Source organism: Paenirhizobium cremeum, from assembly GCF_022884085.1.
Classification (GTDB): Bacteria; Pseudomonadota; Alphaproteobacteria; order Rhizobiales; family Rhizobiaceae; genus Allorhizobium; species Allorhizobium cremeum.
Genome location: NZ_JAGGCS010000002.1, coordinates 223,317 through 239,640 on the forward strand (window position 1 = coordinate 223,317; position 16,324 = coordinate 239,640).

Sequence of the window (16,324 nt, forward strand, 5' to 3'; positions counted from 1 at the left end):
GAATTTGACTTATGGTGCGAGACGGCGTTAGCTGGAGGGGTGCACCGGGAGACTGACGATGCGAAAAGCGCTTGTTGTAGTGGTTTTGCTTGCTTTGGCCGGAGCTGCTGCCTGGTATTATCGTGAAAGCCAGAGCGCTGCGGCGGGCTTTGCGCTCTATGGCAATGTGGAGTTCGATCAGGCCGACCTTGCCTTCCACGCTAGCCGTCGTGTCGCAGAAATCCTGGTGGACGAAGGATCTGCCGTTCATGCCGGGCAGGTGCTCGCCCGGCAGGACACCGGCAATCTCGAGCCGCAGATCGCGCAGGCCGAAGCGACGATTGCCTATAACGAGGCGGTGGTCGCCGAACTGCGCAACGGCAGCCGTCCCGAGGAGATTGCCCAGGCACGGGCGAACCTGGTCGCCTCGGAGACCGATGCCGCCAATCTCAAGCAGCAATATGATCGCGTTCGCCAGCTCGTCAGCACCAGCACGGCGAGCCAGCAGTCGCTCGACGAGGCGAAGGCGGCTTCCGAAATCGCGGCCGCCAAGGTGATCGTGAGCCGTCGGACCCTCGATCTCGTTCTTGCCGGCCCGCGCGCGGAAAAGATCGCCCAGGCGGAGGCGCAGCTCGACGGTGCCAGGGCGCAGCTTGCGGTTCTGAAGGAGCAACTGGCCGACATGGAACTCAAGGCGCCGGCGGATGGCGTCATCCGCTCGAAGCTGATGGAGCCGGGCGAGATCGCGACGCCCAGTCGTGCGGTGCTGTCGCTTGCGATGACCGGCGACAAGCGGGTCCGGGCCTATGTCTCGGAGAGTGAACTCGGCCTGATCCGCGAGGGCATGGCGGCGCAAGTCTCCGTCGACAGTGCGCCCGACAAGACCTTTGTCGGGCGGGTCGGCTTCATCTCGCCGGTCGCCGAATTCACGCCGAAGACGGTGCAGACCGAGGAACTGCGCTCCAGCCTCGTCTATGAAGTGCGGGTGCATGTCGAAGATCCCCACGACCAGCTCCGGCTCGGCATGCCGGCGACCGTGATTTTCCCGGGTGGTGACGGCAAACCGGTCGAGGGGGCGGGATCATGACGAACGACGGCCGGGCGAGCCTCGTTCTCGTCGAGGATCTTCGCAAAGCCTTCCGCCACAAGGCCGGCAAGGTGACCCAGGCGCTTGCCGGGATCTCGTTTGCGGTCGAAGAGGGAACGCTGACGGCGCTGGTCGGGCCTGACGGTGCGGGCAAGACGACGCTGATCCGTCTGGTGGCCGGCCTGATGCCGGCCGATAGCGGGCGGCTCGATGTCTTCGGCCGGCCGGTCGCCGATGACCCGCAGGCAGTGCAGAACCGCATCGGCTACATGCCGCAGAAATTCGGTCTCTATGAAGATCTGACCGTTCAGGAAAACCTCGATCTCTATGCCGATCTCCATGGCGTCGACCGGGCCGCCCGCAAGGATATCTATGCGCGGCTGATGGAAATGACCGCGCTCGGCCGTTTTACCCAGAGACCGGCGGGAAAGCTCTCCGGCGGCATGAAGCAGAAGCTCGGCCTTGCCTGCACGCTGGTGCGCGCCCCGGACCTGCTGCTTCTCGACGAGCCGACCGTCGGCGTCGATCCCCTGTCGCGCCGCGAGCTTTGGGAAATCGTGCTCAAGCTTGTGCGTGAAGACAGGCTGTCGGTGATCGTCGCCACCTCCTATCTCGACGAGGCCCAGTTCTGCGACCGCGCCGTCGTCATGCATGAGGGCGCGATGCTGGCGCAGGGAACGCCCGACGAGATCACCGCTAGGGCGACGGGGCGGGTTCATCTTGTCGCGCCGCCCGCGGGCATGAATGCCCGTAGCCTGCAGGTGACGCTTGCGCGCGAGGCAGATGTCATCGATGCCGTGCCGGAGGCCGGACAGGTGCGGCTCGTCATGGACAAGCCGGAGAGGCCGGTGCCGCGTCTTTCAGGCGAACCTCTGGAGGCCACGGCCGTTGCGCCGCGTTTCGAAGACGGGTTCATGGCGATCTTCTCGGAAGTTGCCGGGGAGCGGAAAGAGGCGAAGGTGTCCTTCACCCCGCGTACGGGCAAGGATGGCGACGTCACGGTTGCCGCCGAACACCTGACGCGGCGGTTCGGCGATTTCACCGCCGTCGACAATGTCAGCTTCTCGGTGCGGCGCGGCGAAATCTTCGGCCTGCTCGGGCCGAACGGCGCGGGGAAAAGCACCACGTTCCGCATGCTCTGCGGCCTTCTTCCCGCGAGCGACGGCAAGCTGAATGTGGCAGGCGCCGATCTCTTCACCGCGCGGGCGGAGGCCCGTCGACGTCTTGGCTATGTGGCGCAGAAGTTTTCCCTCTACGGCAGCCTCAACGCCGATGAAAACCTCGATTTCTTTGCACGCGCCTATGGCCTTTCCGGCAGGCTGCGGCGGGAAAGGGTGGCGTGGGCAAAGGCCGAATTCGAGCTTTCCGATCACGCGGGCATGCCGAGCGGGCAGTTGCCGGGCGGTTATAAGCAGCGGCTGGCGATGGCGGCCGCGCTGCTGCACGAGCCCGATATCCTCTTTCTCGACGAGGCGACCAGCGGCGCGGACCCCAGGGCACGGCGGGAATTCTGGGCGCGGATCTCGGCGCTGTCGGAGCAGGGCGTGACCGTCATCGTCACCACCCACTTCATGGAGGAGGCCGAATATTGCGACCGCATCGTCATCATGGATGGCGGGCGGGATCTGGCGCAGGGGACGCCGGCCGAAATCCGGGCGCATGCGCCGGCGGTTGATGGACGCGAGCCGACCATGGAGGACGCCTTCATTGCCATCATCGAGGTGGCGCGCAACGGCCGCGACGGCGACAAACGGGAGCAGGCGGCATGAGCGGCACGACGTCCGGCACTGGAGGAACTCTTGCGAGCCTTGCGCGGATCGCGGCCCTGATCCGCAAGGAAAGCTATCAGGTGCTGCGCGATCCGAGCAGCATCATCGTCGGCATCGTGATGCCGATGGTGTTGCTCATTCTCTTCGGCTACGGCCTGAGCTTCGACGTCAAGCGGGTGCCGCTTGCGGTGGTGATGGAAGAATCGAGCGACGAGGCGCGCGAGCTCGCTGCCGGTTTCAGCCTGTCGGAATATTTCTCGACCATCGACGTGAAGACCATGGTGGATGCCGAGCGGTTGCTGAAGACGGCGAAGATCGACGGCATCGCGCGTATCCCGGCCGATTTTGCCCGCGATCTGGCGCTCGGCAAGGCCGAGGTTCAGGTGGTGGTCAACGGAACAGACGCCAACACGGCCCGCATCGTGCTTTCCTATGCGCAAGGGGCGGTCGGAAGCTGGGCGGCGCGGCATCAGGCGGATGGCCGTCTTACCGCCGGCGTGCCGCAGGTCGTCGTCGAAAGCCGCCTGTGGTTCAACGCCGCCAACAACAGCCAGCACTTCCTCGTGCCCGGCCTGATCGTGCTGGTGATGACACTGATCGGCGCGCTTCTGACCTCCCTCGTGGTGGCGCGGGAGTGGGAGCGCGGCACGTTCGAGGCGCTGTTCGTCACGCCGGTCCGGCCCGTCGAGATCCTGCTCGGCAAGACGGTTCCCTATTTCGTGCTCGGCATGCTCGGGCTCGGGCTTTCGATTGCCGGAAGTCAGGTGCTGTTCGACGTGCCGATGCGCGGCTCGCTGCCGCTGCTCATTTTCGTCTCCTCGCTCTATCTCATGGTGGCGCTCGGCATGGGGCTGGTGATCTCCTCGGTGACGCGCAACCAGTTCGTCTCCAGCCAGATCACGTTGATCGTCTCCTTCCTGCCGGCTTTGATCCTGTCGGGCTTCATTTTCGATATTCGCAGCATGCCGGACACGGTGCGGTTGATTTCCTACATTTTTCCGGCGCGTTATTTCGTCTCCGTGCTCCAGACGCTTTTCCTGGCCGGCAATGTCTGGAGCGTCGTGCTGCCGAATGCGGCGGTGCTCGCCGGCATGGCCTTGGCTCTGATGACGATTGCGGTCCGTTCGACGCAGAAGAGCCTGAGGTGAACGGCATGGATACGCTCTTTCGCATCCTCGCCCTGATCCGCAAGGAACTGCTCGCCATGCTCAAGGACCCGCGGGCGCGGTTTCTTCTGGTGGTGCCGCCGTTGTTGCAGAGCCTGATCTTCGGCTATGCCGCGACCTATGACCTGAACGATGTGCCCTATGCGGTGCTCGATCTCGATCGCAGCGGCGCATCGCGCGAACTGATCGCCCATTTCGACGGTTCCGGCGTTTTCCGCAGGGTGGCGACGCTTGGCAACGACACCGATATCGCGCCGCAGATCGATGCGCGGCGGGCGCTGGTGGTTGTGGTGGTCGAGGATGGTTTCGAGCGGAAGCTCAACGCCGGCGAAACGGCGTCGGTCCAGGCGATTGCCGACGGGCGCAATTCGAATACGGCCGGCACGGCGCAAGGCTATGTCTCGCAGATCGCGCAGAGGTTCGCGGAAGACTGGCGCGAGGAGCGTGGCATTTCCGCGCCGGGGCAGGTGAAGCTTTCGACCCGCGCGTGGTTCAACCCGAATCTGGAGACGCGCTGGAACATGATTACCTCGATGGTCGCGATGATTACCATGACGATGACCATGGTGCTGACATCGCTCTCTGTGGCGCGCGAGCGCGAGGAGGGCACGTTCGAGCAGCTGCTGGTGACGCCTTTCCGGCCGGGCGAGGTGATGATCGGCAAAGCGATCCCGTCGATGATGGTCGGCCTTCTGCAATCGACCATCATCCTTCTCGTGGCGCAGTTCTGGTTCCGCATTCCCTTCGAGGGCAGTTATTTCCTGCTTTATATGGGGCTCGTGCTGTTCCTGACGGCCGTGGTTGGCATCGGCCTCTTCCTGTCGGCTCTCGCGCTCACCATGCAGCAGGCGATGATCTCGTCCTTCGTCACCATCATGCCCTTCTCGCTGCTCTCGGGCATGACGACGCCGATCGAAAACATGCCGGATGTCCTGCAATATCTGACGCTCATCAACCCGCTGCGTTATGCGATCAGCATTGTGCACCAGGTCTATCTGCAGGGGGCCGGGCTGGCGGAGGTGAAATATGAACTGCTGGCGCTCGCCGCCATCGCCTCAGTCACGCTGCCGGTCTCGGCTTGGCTCTTCCGTCACAGGCTTTGACGGCAGGCATTTGCCGTGTATCCGCTGCACGGGGACACTGCAAGATGGTGGCAGAGGGCGGGAAACCACGAACCGAGGGCTTCCTTAATCTACGAACCGGGCTGAAATCGCTTTCGATTTTCGGACTTCAACCGAAGCGGTCGCGCCAAGAGGCTTGAGCATTCTCCACCGGAAGTGCGGTCGCTTCGTAGACGCCGCGGGCGATTGCGCGGGCCATGACGATGGTCGCCAGATGGCACAGTTCCATGAAATCGGCGAGATCGGTAAGCGGCTTCGCCCTCGTCGCTGCGGAAAACATGGTATCGCCATCGGCCGGCAGATGGGCGGGAAGAACCGCCCGTGCAAGGCCGTCGTGGGCCAGGATCGACAGGCGATGAACCTGCGCCTTGCTGAGCACCGCATCGGTGACGACGGCGCCGATGGTGGTGGCGGTGAGATTGACGCCCTTTGCCCTCAGCGCAATGTCGGATGCGGTGAAATTCTGCGGCATGCCCTTGCCGCCAAACTCGCCCTCCTGTTCGAACGGCGCCGACCAGAAATGCGGGCCGGTGCCGATGGTGGCCGAGCCCATGGCGTTGACGGCGACGATGGCGGCGATCCGGTGGCCGCGCGATGTTTCCGCGCTGGCCGAGCCGAGGCCGCCTTTCAACGTTGCCGTCGTCGCGCCCGTGCCGGCCCCCACCGTTCCAAGCTCGAATGGGCCTTTCGCGGCGGCCTTGAAGGCGTCGTAGCCCATGTCGCGATAGGGCGATTGCAGGCCCCAGTCCTTGTTGCCGCCGTTCAAAAGGTCCATCAGGATCGCCTGTGGCACGATCGGCACCCGGACATTGCCGACCTGAAAGCCGCGTCCGATGGAGCGCAGGCCCGCCTGCACGCCGCCTGCGGCATCGAGCCCGAAGGCGGAACCGCCGGAAAGCACCAGCGCATCGACGGCCTCCACCACCATCGACGGATCGAGCAGGGCGGTTTCGCGTCCGCCCGGCGCACCGCCGAGCACCGTTCCGGATGCGACCGCCGGTTCGTCGAAGACGATGGCCGTAACGCCGGAGCCGAGCGCAAGATCGGTGGCATGACCGACGGACACGCCATCGATATCGGTGAGCAGATTGGTGAGGGCGGGCATGGAGGATTCTTCCTGTGATCGGATGCGGGGAGGCTAGGCGGAAGAGGGCGGAGAGGCAAGGGGTGGGGCTTTCAGCCGCTGGCGGCATCGCCCCTCATCAGGCTGCCGCCACCCGGCCGGCCTTTCGCTCTGGCTCAAGGCGTTTTTCGCTGCAATCGATTCACAGGATCGATTGCTCCGCTTCGCGGACCGCGCCTCACCCCGGCATGCGGGGAGAGAGGGGCAGGGTGAGGGGCGAACATCCTCTTGTTTTGTGGAGGTGTCGCTCATTTTTCCCAGCGGAAGAAGGAGAGCGGCACCCCAAGCCGTCACATCGTCTTGCCGCCGAAGTTGGCGGCGATGCGCATTTGCAGGTAGTCGTGCGCGGTCATCGGTTCGTACTTCTTTTCCGGGCCCTGGATCACGGCGTCGCAATTGGCCTGGCAGAAGAAGGCGAGCGAATAGCGCGGCCCGTGCGGCTCGTCCGGACGAGGCATGCGCACCCGGTGGAGCGTCGACTTCAGCTTGTCGTCGCTCCAGCGCATCAGCATATCGCCGATGTTGCAGGTGACGACGCCCGGAAGCGGCGGGATCGAGGTCCAGCTCTGGCTCTCGTATTCATGGCCCGGGCAGACCTGCAGGCCGCCCTGGCCGGGACGCTGGTGCAGCAGCGTCAGGCAATCGTAATCGGTGTGGGCGCCGGCGCGCCATGCCTTGTAGTCCTCCGGCTTCGGATCGACGAGCGGCAGGTAATGCAGGAGCCGCAGCGTGCTCTGATATTCCTTCGACGCGGGGTCATGCAGCGTGGTGAAGAAATCCTCCGGGAAGCCGAGCTTCAGGGCGAAGCAGGAGAGAACCTTCATGCCGAGTTCCCAGTTGACTCGTTCGAAGGCCAGCATCTTTTCCTTGAAATCCGGCAGTTCCTCCTCGCTCGGCCACAGCACGGCCATGCGGGGAAGAGTGATCTGGTAGCTTTCCTTCTGGTCGGCCGTGCCGGTCGAGGGGCGCACTTGCGCCTTGTATTCCCAGCCGGAATTGGTGCCTTTCAGCAGCGGATATTTGCCCTTCACCTCGGCCGGCAGGTCGAAGAAGCGGGCTTCGTATTCGAAGGCCTCGTCGATCTGTTCCTGCGGAATGCCGTGGTTGACGAGCTGGAAGAAGCCGACCGTGGTTGCGGCTTCCCAGAGCTGATCGGCGATCTCGGCCTTGCGGTTTTCGAAATCGCTCATGTCGATCTGGCGGATTTCGCGCTCCGCCTCGAGACCTTCGCCGCCGACGGTCGTTTCCTTGTTCAGTTCTGCAAGGCCATAGGAATTAGCACTCATTTCAGTCTCCATAGAGGTTTCGGCACCGGACCGTCCGGCGCCTTCCAAAAGGAGCAATGACCCGGCGCCCACAGAAACCCGTGGGGCGCTTGACTGCTTCTACTCCTGCCTCCGCCTCCGGCCGCACGGCCGGGGACGGAATTTCACGGCCGGCACTGCCGGCTCACTGCCCCTTGGGAATGCTCCAGGGGAAGAAGAGGCGCTGCACCAGCGAGACGAGCTGGAAGAGCAGCAGCGACATCAGCACCAGCACGGAGAGCCCCGCCCAGGCCTGAGGAAGCTTGAAGAATGATGTCGAGAACTGGATGAAGTAGCCGATGCCCTTCTCGGCTGCGACGAACTCGGCCACCACCGCGCCGATGACGGCAAGCGTCACCGAAATCTTCAGCGCGGAGAAGATGTAGGGGATCGCATAGGGCAGGCGGATCTGGGTGATCTCCCTGTGCGCCGGCGCCTTGAGGCTCTTCGAAAGTTCGATCAGTTCCGGCGGCGTCGCCATCAGGCCGGTGGCGGTCGAGACGACCAGCGGAAAGAAGGTGATGAGGCAAGTGATGACGATGCGCGGGGCATCGCCCGAGCCCAGAACCACGATGATGATCGGCGCGACGGCGACGATCGGGGTGGACTGGACGACCACGAGGATCGGATAGAGCGCGTCCGACAGCATCTTCGAGCGGGTGAGCATGACGGCGATGGGGAGCGCGATGGCGATCGACAGAAAATAGCCGATCAGCGCGACGCGCAGGGTCGCCCAGACATGTTCGATCCAGCGCTTGACCTCGATGTCGCCGAAGCCCTCCATGACGATGCGCGAGGGGGCGGGCAGGATGAAGGACGGTATGGCGAAGACGCGGGTCGAGGCTTCCCAGAGGATCAGGATCAGCAGGAAGGTTGCGGCCGGCAATATGCCGGGGGTGTCCAGGAAGCGGCGGAAGGCGGTCCGGTTGTTCATGGTCAGGCCTCTCGCTTCAAGAGGAGATTGCGGAGATAGCCCGAGTAATCCTGCATTGCCTTCGATCCCGTGGTCTCGACACCGCGGGGACGCGGGATATCGATGGCGAGATCTTCCGCGACCGTGCCGGGCCGGCCGCTCATCACCAGAACCCGGTCTGCAAGAAGCACGGCCTCGCTGATCGAGTGGGTGATGAAAAGAACGGTCTTGGGCTGGGATTCCCAGATGCGCAGGAGTTCGAACCCCATTTCCTCGCGGGTCAGCGCGTCGAGCGCGGAGAAGGGTTCGTCCATCAGCAGGATATCGGGGTTGAGATGCAGGGCGCGCGCAATGCCGACACGCTGCTGCATGCCGCCGGAAAGTTCCGAGGGGAGGCGCTTTTCGAAGCCGGCAAGGCCGACCTTGGCCAGCAGTTCGCGGGCGCGAAGGCGGTCTTCCGCCGAAACGCGCCCGGTCTTGTGACGTATCGGGAAGACGACATTGTCCTCGATGGATGCCCAGGGCAGGAGCGTCGGCTTCTGGAAGACGATGCCGACATCGTCACGCGGTTCGGTGACGGGATGACCGAACACATCGACCGAACCGGAGGTCGGCGGAAGCAGGCCGGCGATCGAGCGCAGCAGTGTGGACTTGCCGCAGCCCGAGGGACCGAGAACCGCCACGAACTGGTGGCGGCTCACGTCGAAGCTCACCGCCCGCAATGCCTCGAGCGGACCCGAGGAGGTCTGGTAGACCTGCCCCATGGCCTTGAACGACAATGCGGGGGGGGAAATGGAACCGGCCATGCGCGAGGCTTACTCGGCGAGGAAGCTGCGGTTGACGCTCTTTTCCGGGTCAAGCGCTGCCGGATCGAGCTTCTGGGAGGCGGCGACGCGCTTCCAAGTCTCGGCGAGGCGCGCGGTTTCGAAGGTGCCGAGGCCATCCTTGTCGGTGACCTCGTTGAATTCGAGGACCATGGTGTCCATGATCGCGCCCTTGACCACGTCGACAGGCAGTTCCGGCACGAGCTTGTTGACCGAAACGGCGGCGTCATCCGGATTGGCCTTCACGTATTCCAACGACTTCTTGAAGGCCTTGACGAAGCGTTTTGCAACGTCCGGGCGCTCGGTGATGAACTTGTCGGAGGCAAGCAACGAGGCGGAATAGAGGTCGAGGCCGGCGGCGTACCACGGCATGATTTCCAGTTCCTTGCCGGCTTGCGCTGCCTGGCCGTTGAAGATCGAAACATTGGTCATCCAGGCGATGATGACGTCGGTCGCGCCGGTCATCAGCATCGGGCCGAGGGCACCGGGATCGGCCTTGGTCAGCGTGATGTCGGATTCGGAGAGGCCCTTGTCGGCGAGGACGAGCGGCAGGAAGACGTTGGAGGAGGTAAACGGCGAGGTGGCGACCTTCTTGCCCTTGACGTCCTCGATCTTGGAAATGCCGGAACCCTTCAGGGCGAAGAAGGCGTGCGGGCCCTTGTTGAAGATCGACATGATGCCGGTGACGGCAACCTTCTCGGTGACCTGGGCGGCCATCAGCGCGCCGATATCGGCCGAACCGACGTCGGAGGTGCCAGCCGCAAGGCGGGTGATCGCTTCTGTGGAGCCGCGGCCGGGCTCGACCTTTACTTCGATGCCTTCCTCGGCGCAGAAGCCCTTGTCCATACAGACGTAGATCGGCGCCTTGTCGCCGCCCGGCAGCCAGTCGAGCTGGAAGACCACGCTGTCGGCGGCGGAAGCCGAGCCGGCGAGCAGCGTTGCGAAAAGCGAGACGTAAAGGCGTTTGGCAAAGCGGGCTTTGGTCATTCCTGATTGTTCTCCTGTGCTCACGGGGCCTTCGATCCTGCGGTCTGAGACGGCAGGTGGCTCTATTGCTTTGTTGGAATGGGGCGAGGCGGTGCGAAGCGGCATTTTTCCGGCGAAAAGCAAAAGGTCTCTCACTCGAGCAATGTCCCAGGCAAAGGGCCCTGACCGCTTCTACTCGCCATCTTCTCCGTGCATCTTCCGTGCCAGATCGGATTTGCTGCCGTTTTGCGGGGGTTTGCCGCGTGGCTCGAAAACGGCGATTGCTCCTTGAGCAAAAAGACTGGCGAGATGATGTATATTGCTCAAACTATATGCAAATGGCGCATTGCTTATTATTTTGGCTTTTTGTCTTGCGGTCGTGGTTCCGCGCCTTTAGCCTTCCGGAAACGGACGGCAAAGAAAGGCAAGATACGTGACCGCGGCTAACGGTATCAGGGAAAACGACGAAACCTACCTGCGTCTTTCGATCGATGTCGCGAAGCGTTCGCGAGAGCGGGGCGATCATCCCTTCGGCGCGATCCTTGTCGGTCCGGATGGCGCGGTATTGCTGGAAGCGATGAATACCTGCGGCACGGAGGGCGACCGTACCGGACACGCCGAGCGTAACCTGATGACCGCGGCCTCGAAGAAATACGATGTCGAATTCCTCCGAGGCTGCACCATGTATACGAGCGCCGAACCCTGCGCCATGTGCGCCGGATCGGTCTATTGGACCGGTGTCGGCCGCGTGGTGCATGGCATGAGCGAGAAGGCCTTGAAGGATCTGATCGGTCCCGATCCGGAAAACCTCACCATGGACCTGCCGTGCCGAACGGTATTTGCTTCCGGCCAGCGCTGCGTCGAGGTGGTCGGACCGCTGCTGGAGGAGGAATCCGCAGTCGTGCATGAGGGGTTCTGGACAGGACTTTGAACGCCTGGCGCGGCCGTTGCCAGGGCCGACGGCAAATTCCACGCCTGTAGTATCGCGATAATACCCGCCGGTTTCCGATCTTTGCTAGCGTCCGCCCGACACATCGAAACGGGAGGATGACATGTCGAAAAAGATCCTGATGATCGTCGGCGATTTCGCCGAGGACTACGAGACCATGGTGCCGTTCCAGACGCTGCTTGCCGTCGGGCATACGGTGCATGCGGCCTGCCCCGGCAAGAAGGCCGGACAGTCGATCGCAACCGCGATCCACGATTTCGAGGGCGACCAGACCTATAGCGAAAAGCGCGGCCACAACTTCGCGCTCAACGCCACCTTCGCCGATGTCAAGGCTTCCGACTACGATGCGCTGGTGATCCCCGGCGGCCGCGCGCCGGAATATCTGCGCCTCAACCCTGACGTCATCGCCGCCGTGAAGCATTTTTTCGATGCTGACAAGCCCGTCGCCGCCGTCTGCCATGGCGCGCAGATCCTTGCGGCTGCCGGTGTCCTGTCCGGCCGCATCTGCTCGGCCTATCCGGCCTGCCGCCCCGAAGTTGAGCTTGCCGGCGGCAAATATGCCGAGATTGCCATCGACGCTGCCGTGACCGACGGCAAGCTGGTGACGGCACCCGCCTGGCCGGCGCATCCGGCGTGGCTTTCGCAGTTCATGTCGGTTCTTTCCGCCTGATATCGTTCGGCCAGACGAATGGCGGCTTAGGCTCGCCGCCGTCTGGCCCTTAGATGCTGCGCATCGCGCTTTTCGAAAATCGATTTCGATCGTCGGGCCGATGCGATAGGTTCGGGTTGTCGGAGGTAACGCACATCGGGAGGACGGCATGTGCAAGCTCTTCATCCAGGCTGATCCCGGTCTCTGGGAAAGCCACACCAAGTCGATGCGCATCGACGGCATGGTCACCAGTGTGCGGCTCGAGAATTTCTTCTGGATGACACTGGAGGAGATCGGCCGGCGCGACCGCATGACGGTGATCCAGCTCATCGCCAAGCTTTACCACGAATCGATCGATGCCGGGCATGACCTCGGCAATTTTACCTCGTTCCTGCGCGTATGCTGCGGACGTTACCTTTCGCTGCAGCTTTCCGGCGACATTCCCGACAATACGGACCTGCCAATCTCCTCGCTCGACGCGGACCGCATTCTCAATGCCGAGCAGGCCAAGTATCACTGACACGCGGTGGTTCGCGGCGCGGTGTGGATGGACGACGCGCCGTTCTTCGCTTCGATCGCTTCAAAAGAAAGGGCGCCGAAGCGCCCTTTTTTCCGTTTAACAGGCTTTCACCGTTTCAGCATTCTCGGATCGAGCGCGTCGCGGATGGCGTCGCCGATATAGTTGACGCTCAGGACCGTCAGCGAGATCGCAAGCCCCGGCCACAGCACGCGGGACGGGTTGATCTGCAGGAAGTTGGCGCCGTCATAGAGAAGGCGGCCCCAGGTCGGGAAGTCCGAGGGGAAGCCGAGCCCGAGGAAGGAGAGCGCCGATTCCGTGATGATGGCCGAGGCGATGCCAAGCGTCGCCGAAACCATGATCGAGCTCATGACATTGGGCAGGATGTGTTTGAGGATCACCCGGTATTCATGCATGCCGCTCGACTTGGCGGCGAGGATGAATTCCTGGCTTTTGACCGCAAGCACGTCGCCACGCACGATGCGGGCGGTATGCATCCAACTCGTAATCCCGATGACGAAGACGATCAGGATGAAGATGCCGGTTTCAGGCCCGAAGGCTGCCCTCAACGTATCGCGGAAGAGCATGATGACGACGAGCAGCAGCGGCAGCAGCGGCAGCGCAAGAAAGAGGTCGGTGAGCCGCATCAGCGGCCCGTCGATCCGCTTGAGATAGCCCGCGAGAACCCCGACCAGCGTGCCGAGGAAGAGCGACAGAAGCATGGCGGTCATGCCGACGGCGAGCGAGATCTGCCCGCCGGCGAGAACCTGGGCCAGCATGTCGTGGCCGAGATTGTCCGTGCCGAAGGGGTGGGCGAAGGACGGCCCCTGGTTCTTGGCGCGGATGTCGATCTTGTTCGGATCGATCGTATGGATGAAGGGGCCGAGATAGACTGCGGCGACGATGAAGGCGAAGACCGCGAGGCCGGCGACGCCGCCGGGATGCGCGCGGAACTGCCGCCAGAGATCGGCAAGCGGCGAACTCTTCCTCTCGGCTGCGGGAGCAATTGCGACGGTCGTGTCAGTCATAGCGTATCCTCGGGTCAAGGATGCCGTAGAGAACGTCGGCAATCAGGTTGAAGAGGACGATCAGGAAGGCGAAGATGAAGGTCAGCGTCTGGACCAGCGGAATATCCGCTCCTTGGATTGCGGTAATCAGAAGCTGTCCGAGGCCGTTCACCCGGAAGATCTGTTCGGTGATGATGGCGCCGGAGAAGATCGTCGGCACGCCGAGCGCGATGACTGTTACCACCGGGATGAGGCTGTTGCGCAGCACATGCACCAAAAGCACGACCTTTTCCTTCACCCCCTTGGCGCGGGCGGTTCGAACGTAGTCCTGATGCAGGTTGTCGAGCATCGAGGCGCGCACGAAGCGGCTGATCTGCGAGGTGTTGTAGAGCGTCAGCACGAGCACCGGCAGGAACATCTGCCTGGCCTGGGCGACGAAGCTCGACCAGTCGTTGACCACGAGGTTGGTGTCGTAGATCGACGGGAACCATTGCAGGTAGGAGCTGAAAATGACGATCAGCAGCACGCCGGTGAAGAAGGTCGGAACCGAATAGCCGACCATCGAGACAAAGGTGCCGATCTGGTCGAACAGCGAATACTGCTTGTAGGCCGAGACGACGCCGATCGGGATCGCCAGCATCACGCCGAAGAGATAGGAAAGCCCGACGACCCAGAGGGTCTGCGGCAGGCGCTGGACGATCAGGTCGACGACCGGGCTGCGGGTCGCCCATGAAAGCACGCGCAGGCGATTGCCGTCGCCGACGGTCATGCCGGTGATCTGTTCGAAGATGTTGAGCGGTTCATTGACGAAGAACTGCTGAAGCCAGCGCAGGTAGCGGATGACGAAGGGCTGGTCGGCACCCATGGCGGCACGGATCTGTTCGCGAACCTCGGGAGGAATGGTCAGCGGCAGGTCGCTCAGGGGATCGCTCGGAGCAAGGTCGAGCAAGGCGAAGATGATGAAGCTGATGACCAGCAGTGTCGGGATTGCAAAGAGCAATCGCCGCAGCGTGAAGGTGAACATCGGAGGCTCTCCAGACTGTCACGAAGTGAAATGCGACGATCAGGCCCGCGCGGACGGCGCGGGCCTGATGCTGTGGCACTTACTTCTTGCGCGACCAGTCGGCGACGTTCCAGAGTTCGCTATCCCAGGCATTCATCTTGACGCCTGCGAGCGTCGCATTGACGGCCGAAGGCTGGCCGCGATGGATGAGCGGGATCTGGGCGACGTCGTTGCTCAGCATGTCGTTGAGCTTCTTGGCGATGGCGGCCCGGTCCTCGAGCTTGCCGGTCTTGCCCAGTTCCTTGACGAGGGCGTCATATTCCGGATTGCAGTAGCGGACGATGTTTTCACCCTGCCAGCCGGTCGCCGGGCTCGGGATCTTGTCGCACATCCAGCCGGCCATGTACTTCTCGGGGTCGGTGCCGTCGAAGTTGTTGGTGTACATCTGCACGTCGGCATAGAACTTTTGGAAGGTGTCCGGAGATGCCGGGTCGCCGCCGAAGAAGACGTTTGCCGAGATGTTGCGCAGTTCGACCGAGACGCCGATCTGGGCCCACATGTCCTTGACGAGCGCCTGGGTCGCCTGGCGGACCGAATTGGTGGAGGTCTGGTAGAGGAAGGAGAGCTTGACGCCGTTCTTCTCGCGAATGCCGTCGGAGCCCATCTTCCAGCCGGCATCGTCGAGCAGCTTGTTGGCCGTGTCGAGATCCTGCTTCAGGCACCAGTCGACAGCGGTCGAGACATAGATATCCGGGGCCGGGAGAATGTTGCAGGTCGGCTTGCCGTTGTCGCCGTAGCCGGCTTCGTCGATGATGTCACGGTCGATGGCGAGCGACAGCGCCTTGCGCACGGCCGGATCGGAAAGAGCCGGATGCGGGCCTGCTTCCTTGGTGGAACGCTTGTCGCCGAGTGACGGGTCGACGGCATAGGGGTTTACGTCGATGCGCTCGACCTGGGTGCCGAAAGCAACTTCAATCTTGCCCTTGCCGGCCTGCATCATGGCGGCGAGAACTTCGGGTTCGACCTGCATGTTCCAGGCATAGTCGAATTCGCCGGTCTCCAGCACGGAGCGGGCCGCGGAGGCGGCGTCACCACCGCCCTTCAGGGTCACGGAGGCGAAGGCCGGCTTGGCCGGATCGCGATAGTTCGGATTGGCGGTGAAGGTGACGACGTCGTTCGGCTTGAATTCCTTCACGACGAAGGGGCCGGTGCCGATCGGGCCGAAATTCGCCGAGGTGCATTCCGGGGCCTTGACGCCAAGGCAATCCTTGAACTGCGCCGCCTGGATGATCGGCGACTGGGCGCCGACGAAGGCGCTGTACGGATAGGGCTTCGGCTCGGCGAAGGAGACCTTGATGGTGGAGGCGTCGACGGCCTCGACATTCGAGACGCCTTCATAGTAGGCGGCCTGGGCGCAGCCGCCATCCGGCGCGGTGCAGTATTTCCAGGTGAAGATGGCGTCGTCGGCGGTCACCGGGGTGCCATCGGACCATTTGAGATCGGGCTTCAGCTTCCAGGTGATGCTTTTCAGGTCGGCCGCGACGCCGCCGTTTTCGACGGTCGGGATTTCTGCGGCCAGCATCGGAACGAGCGCGCCGGTTTCGTCATAACGTGCCAGCGGTTCGATGACCATCGAGGCGGCGTAGACTTCCTTGGTGCCGCCGGAGAGGTAAGGATTCATCGTCGATACGGCTTGCCAGAAGATGATCTTCAGGTCGCCGTCCGTGCCTCGCTCGGCCATTGCCGGCGCCGTCGAAAAGGCAACTGCCGCTACCGAAGCCGCCAATGCAATACGAAGTCTGTTCATATGCTTGTTCCCCTATTTTTTTGTTGGAGCTGTATGAAATGTTGATCCGACGGAGAGTTCCCTGCTCTCCGGGACGCCAAGGTCAGCTGCTTTTTATGTTCCTGACCTTGTTCGGTAATTTTGATTCTTTGGCCTCCACT

15 protein-coding genes are annotated in these 16,324 nt (G+C 62.9%); 7 read left to right on the plus strand and 8 right to left on the minus strand.

Annotation, left to right across the window (positions count from 1 at the left end; all coding sequences use genetic code 11):
* Nucleotides 1–58 precede the first annotated feature (58 nt).
* The 4 genes from J5N58_RS04540 to J5N58_RS04555 are packed head-to-tail and all read left to right on the plus strand — an operon-like array spanning nucleotide 59 to nucleotide 5,104.
* The gene (locus tag J5N58_RS04540) at nucleotides 59–1,066 is read left to right on the plus strand and encodes an HlyD family secretion protein (RefSeq protein ID WP_244709857.1); all 1,008 of its coding nucleotides are present in this window, start codon (nucleotides 59–61) and stop codon (nucleotides 1,064–1,066) included.
* On the plus strand, nucleotides 1,063–2,835 hold the full coding sequence (locus J5N58_RS04545; RefSeq protein ID WP_244709859.1) for an ATP-binding cassette domain-containing protein: 1,773 nt from the start codon (nucleotides 1,063–1,065) through the stop codon (nucleotides 2,833–2,835). Before J5N58_RS04540 ends, J5N58_RS04545 begins: the two co-directional genes overlap by 4 nt.
* Nucleotides 2,832–3,983: an ABC transporter permease gene (locus tag J5N58_RS04550; RefSeq protein ID WP_112829320.1), complete on the plus strand. Its 1,152-nt coding sequence runs from the start codon at nucleotides 2,832–2,834 to the stop codon at nucleotides 3,981–3,983. Before J5N58_RS04545 ends, J5N58_RS04550 begins: the two co-directional genes overlap by 4 nt.
* A gap of 5 nt (nucleotides 3,984–3,988) precedes the next feature.
* Nucleotides 3,989–5,104, plus strand: a complete 1,116-nt coding sequence (locus J5N58_RS04555) for an ABC transporter permease (protein ID WP_112829380.1) — start codon at nucleotides 3,989–3,991, stop codon at nucleotides 5,102–5,104.
* A gap of 127 nt (nucleotides 5,105–5,231) precedes the next feature.
* Here J5N58_RS04555 and J5N58_RS04560 read toward each other — a convergent pair whose 3' ends face one another.
* The 5 genes from J5N58_RS04560 to J5N58_RS04580 all read right to left on the minus strand — a co-directional run bounded on the left by J5N58_RS04560 (nucleotide 5,232) and on the right by J5N58_RS04580 (nucleotide 10,273).
* Complete coding sequence (locus tag J5N58_RS04560) at nucleotides 5,232–6,227, minus strand: P1 family peptidase (RefSeq protein ID WP_113340811.1); 996 nt, start codon at nucleotides 6,225–6,227, stop codon at nucleotides 5,232–5,234.
* Nucleotides 6,228–6,535: 308 nt separating this feature from the next.
* Nucleotides 6,536–7,531, minus strand: a complete 996-nt coding sequence (locus J5N58_RS04565) for an isopenicillin N synthase family dioxygenase (protein WP_244709862.1) — start codon at nucleotides 7,529–7,531, stop codon at nucleotides 6,536–6,538.
* Between the two features lie 163 nt (nucleotides 7,532–7,694).
* Nucleotides 7,695–8,483: an ABC transporter permease gene (locus J5N58_RS04570; RefSeq protein ID WP_244709864.1), complete on the minus strand. Its 789-nt coding sequence runs from the start codon at nucleotides 8,481–8,483 to the stop codon at nucleotides 7,695–7,697.
* Between the two features lie 2 nt (nucleotides 8,484–8,485).
* Nucleotides 8,486–9,256 carry an ATP-binding cassette domain-containing protein gene (locus tag J5N58_RS04575; protein ID WP_113443337.1) on the minus strand — a complete coding sequence of 257 codons (771 nt, stop codon included), beginning with the start codon at nucleotides 9,254–9,256 and terminating at the stop codon, nucleotides 8,486–8,488.
* A 21-nt stretch (nucleotides 9,257–9,277) separates the two neighbouring features.
* Nucleotides 9,278–10,273, minus strand: coding sequence for an ABC transporter substrate-binding protein (locus tag J5N58_RS04580; protein WP_112829323.1), 996 nt, complete (start codon nucleotides 10,271–10,273; stop codon nucleotides 9,278–9,280).
* Nucleotides 10,274–10,685: 412 nt separating this feature from the next.
* On the opposite strand from J5N58_RS04580, the gene J5N58_RS04585 reads away from it, so the two are divergent.
* The 3 genes from J5N58_RS04585 (at nucleotide 10,686) to J5N58_RS04595 (ending at nucleotide 12,370) form a co-directional block, all read left to right on the plus strand.
* Nucleotides 10,686–11,183 (plus strand): nucleoside deaminase, encoded by a 498-nt coding sequence (locus tag J5N58_RS04585; protein ID WP_244709868.1) that lies wholly within the window; start codon nucleotides 10,686–10,688, stop codon nucleotides 11,181–11,183.
* Between the two features lie 121 nt (nucleotides 11,184–11,304).
* Nucleotides 11,305–11,871 carry a DJ-1/PfpI family protein gene (locus J5N58_RS04590; protein WP_162748379.1) on the plus strand — a complete coding sequence of 189 codons (567 nt, stop codon included), beginning with the start codon at nucleotides 11,305–11,307 and terminating at the stop codon, nucleotides 11,869–11,871.
* A 148-nt stretch (nucleotides 11,872–12,019) separates the two neighbouring features.
* Entirely contained in the window at nucleotides 12,020–12,370 is a 351-nt protein-coding gene (locus J5N58_RS04595) for a ribbon-helix-helix domain-containing protein (RefSeq protein ID WP_113447703.1), read from the plus strand.
* Nucleotides 12,371–12,477: 107 nt separating this feature from the next.
* Here the strand turns inward: J5N58_RS04595 and J5N58_RS04600 are convergent, their stop codons facing one another.
* From J5N58_RS04600 to J5N58_RS04610, 3 genes are all read right to left on the minus strand, one after another.
* Nucleotides 12,478–13,395, minus strand: a complete 918-nt coding sequence (locus tag J5N58_RS04600) for an ABC transporter permease (protein ID WP_244709870.1) — start codon at nucleotides 13,393–13,395, stop codon at nucleotides 12,478–12,480.
* Nucleotides 13,388–14,398, minus strand: a complete 1,011-nt coding sequence (locus J5N58_RS04605; RefSeq protein ID WP_112829326.1) for an ABC transporter permease — start codon at nucleotides 14,396–14,398, stop codon at nucleotides 13,388–13,390. The genes J5N58_RS04600 and J5N58_RS04605 overlap by 8 nt, the downstream gene beginning before the upstream one ends.
* Nucleotides 14,399–14,477: 79 nt before the next feature.
* On the minus strand, nucleotides 14,478–16,184 hold the full coding sequence (locus J5N58_RS04610; RefSeq protein WP_112829327.1) for a peptide ABC transporter substrate-binding protein: 1,707 nt from the start codon (nucleotides 16,182–16,184) through the stop codon (nucleotides 14,478–14,480).
* Nucleotides 16,185–16,324 lie beyond the last annotated feature (140 nt).

Bases quoted from the DNA above. Each gene is read 5' to 3' on its own strand.
- J5N58_RS04550 (WP_112829320.1), top strand. From the start codon at position 2,832: ATGAGCGGCACGACGTCCGGCACTGGAGGAACTCTTGCGAGCCTTGCG.
- J5N58_RS04590 (WP_162748379.1), top strand. From the start codon at position 11,305: ATGTCGAAAAAGATCCTGATGATCGTCGGCGATTTCGCCGAGGACTAC.
- J5N58_RS04555 (WP_112829380.1), top strand. From the start codon at position 3,989: ATGGATACGCTCTTTCGCATCCTCGCCCTGATCCGCAAGGAACTGCTC.
- J5N58_RS04565 (WP_244709862.1), bottom strand. From the start codon at position 7,531: ATGAGTGCTAATTCCTATGGCCTTGCAGAACTGAACAAGGAAACGACC.
- J5N58_RS04540 (WP_244709857.1), top strand. From the start codon at position 59: ATGCGAAAAGCGCTTGTTGTAGTGGTTTTGCTTGCTTTGGCCGGAGCT.
- J5N58_RS04595 (WP_113447703.1), top strand. From the start codon at position 12,020: ATGTGCAAGCTCTTCATCCAGGCTGATCCCGGTCTCTGGGAAAGCCAC.
- J5N58_RS04570 (WP_244709864.1), bottom strand. From the start codon at position 8,483: ATGAACAACCGGACCGCCTTCCGCCGCTTCCTGGACACCCCCGGCATA.
- J5N58_RS04605 (WP_112829326.1), bottom strand. From the start codon at position 14,398: ATGTTCACCTTCACGCTGCGGCGATTGCTCTTTGCAATCCCGACACTG.
- J5N58_RS04580 (WP_112829323.1), bottom strand. From the start codon at position 10,273: ATGACCAAAGCCCGCTTTGCCAAACGCCTTTACGTCTCGCTTTTCGCA.
- J5N58_RS04560 (WP_113340811.1), bottom strand. From the start codon at position 6,227: ATGCCCGCCCTCACCAATCTGCTCACCGATATCGATGGCGTGTCCGTC.
- J5N58_RS04545 (WP_244709859.1), top strand. From the start codon at position 1,063: ATGACGAACGACGGCCGGGCGAGCCTCGTTCTCGTCGAGGATCTTCGC.
- J5N58_RS04610 (WP_112829327.1), bottom strand. From the start codon at position 16,184: ATGAACAGACTTCGTATTGCATTGGCGGCTTCGGTAGCGGCAGTTGCC.
- J5N58_RS04600 (WP_244709870.1), bottom strand. From the start codon at position 13,395: ATGACTGACACGACCGTCGCAATTGCTCCCGCAGCCGAGAGGAAGAGT.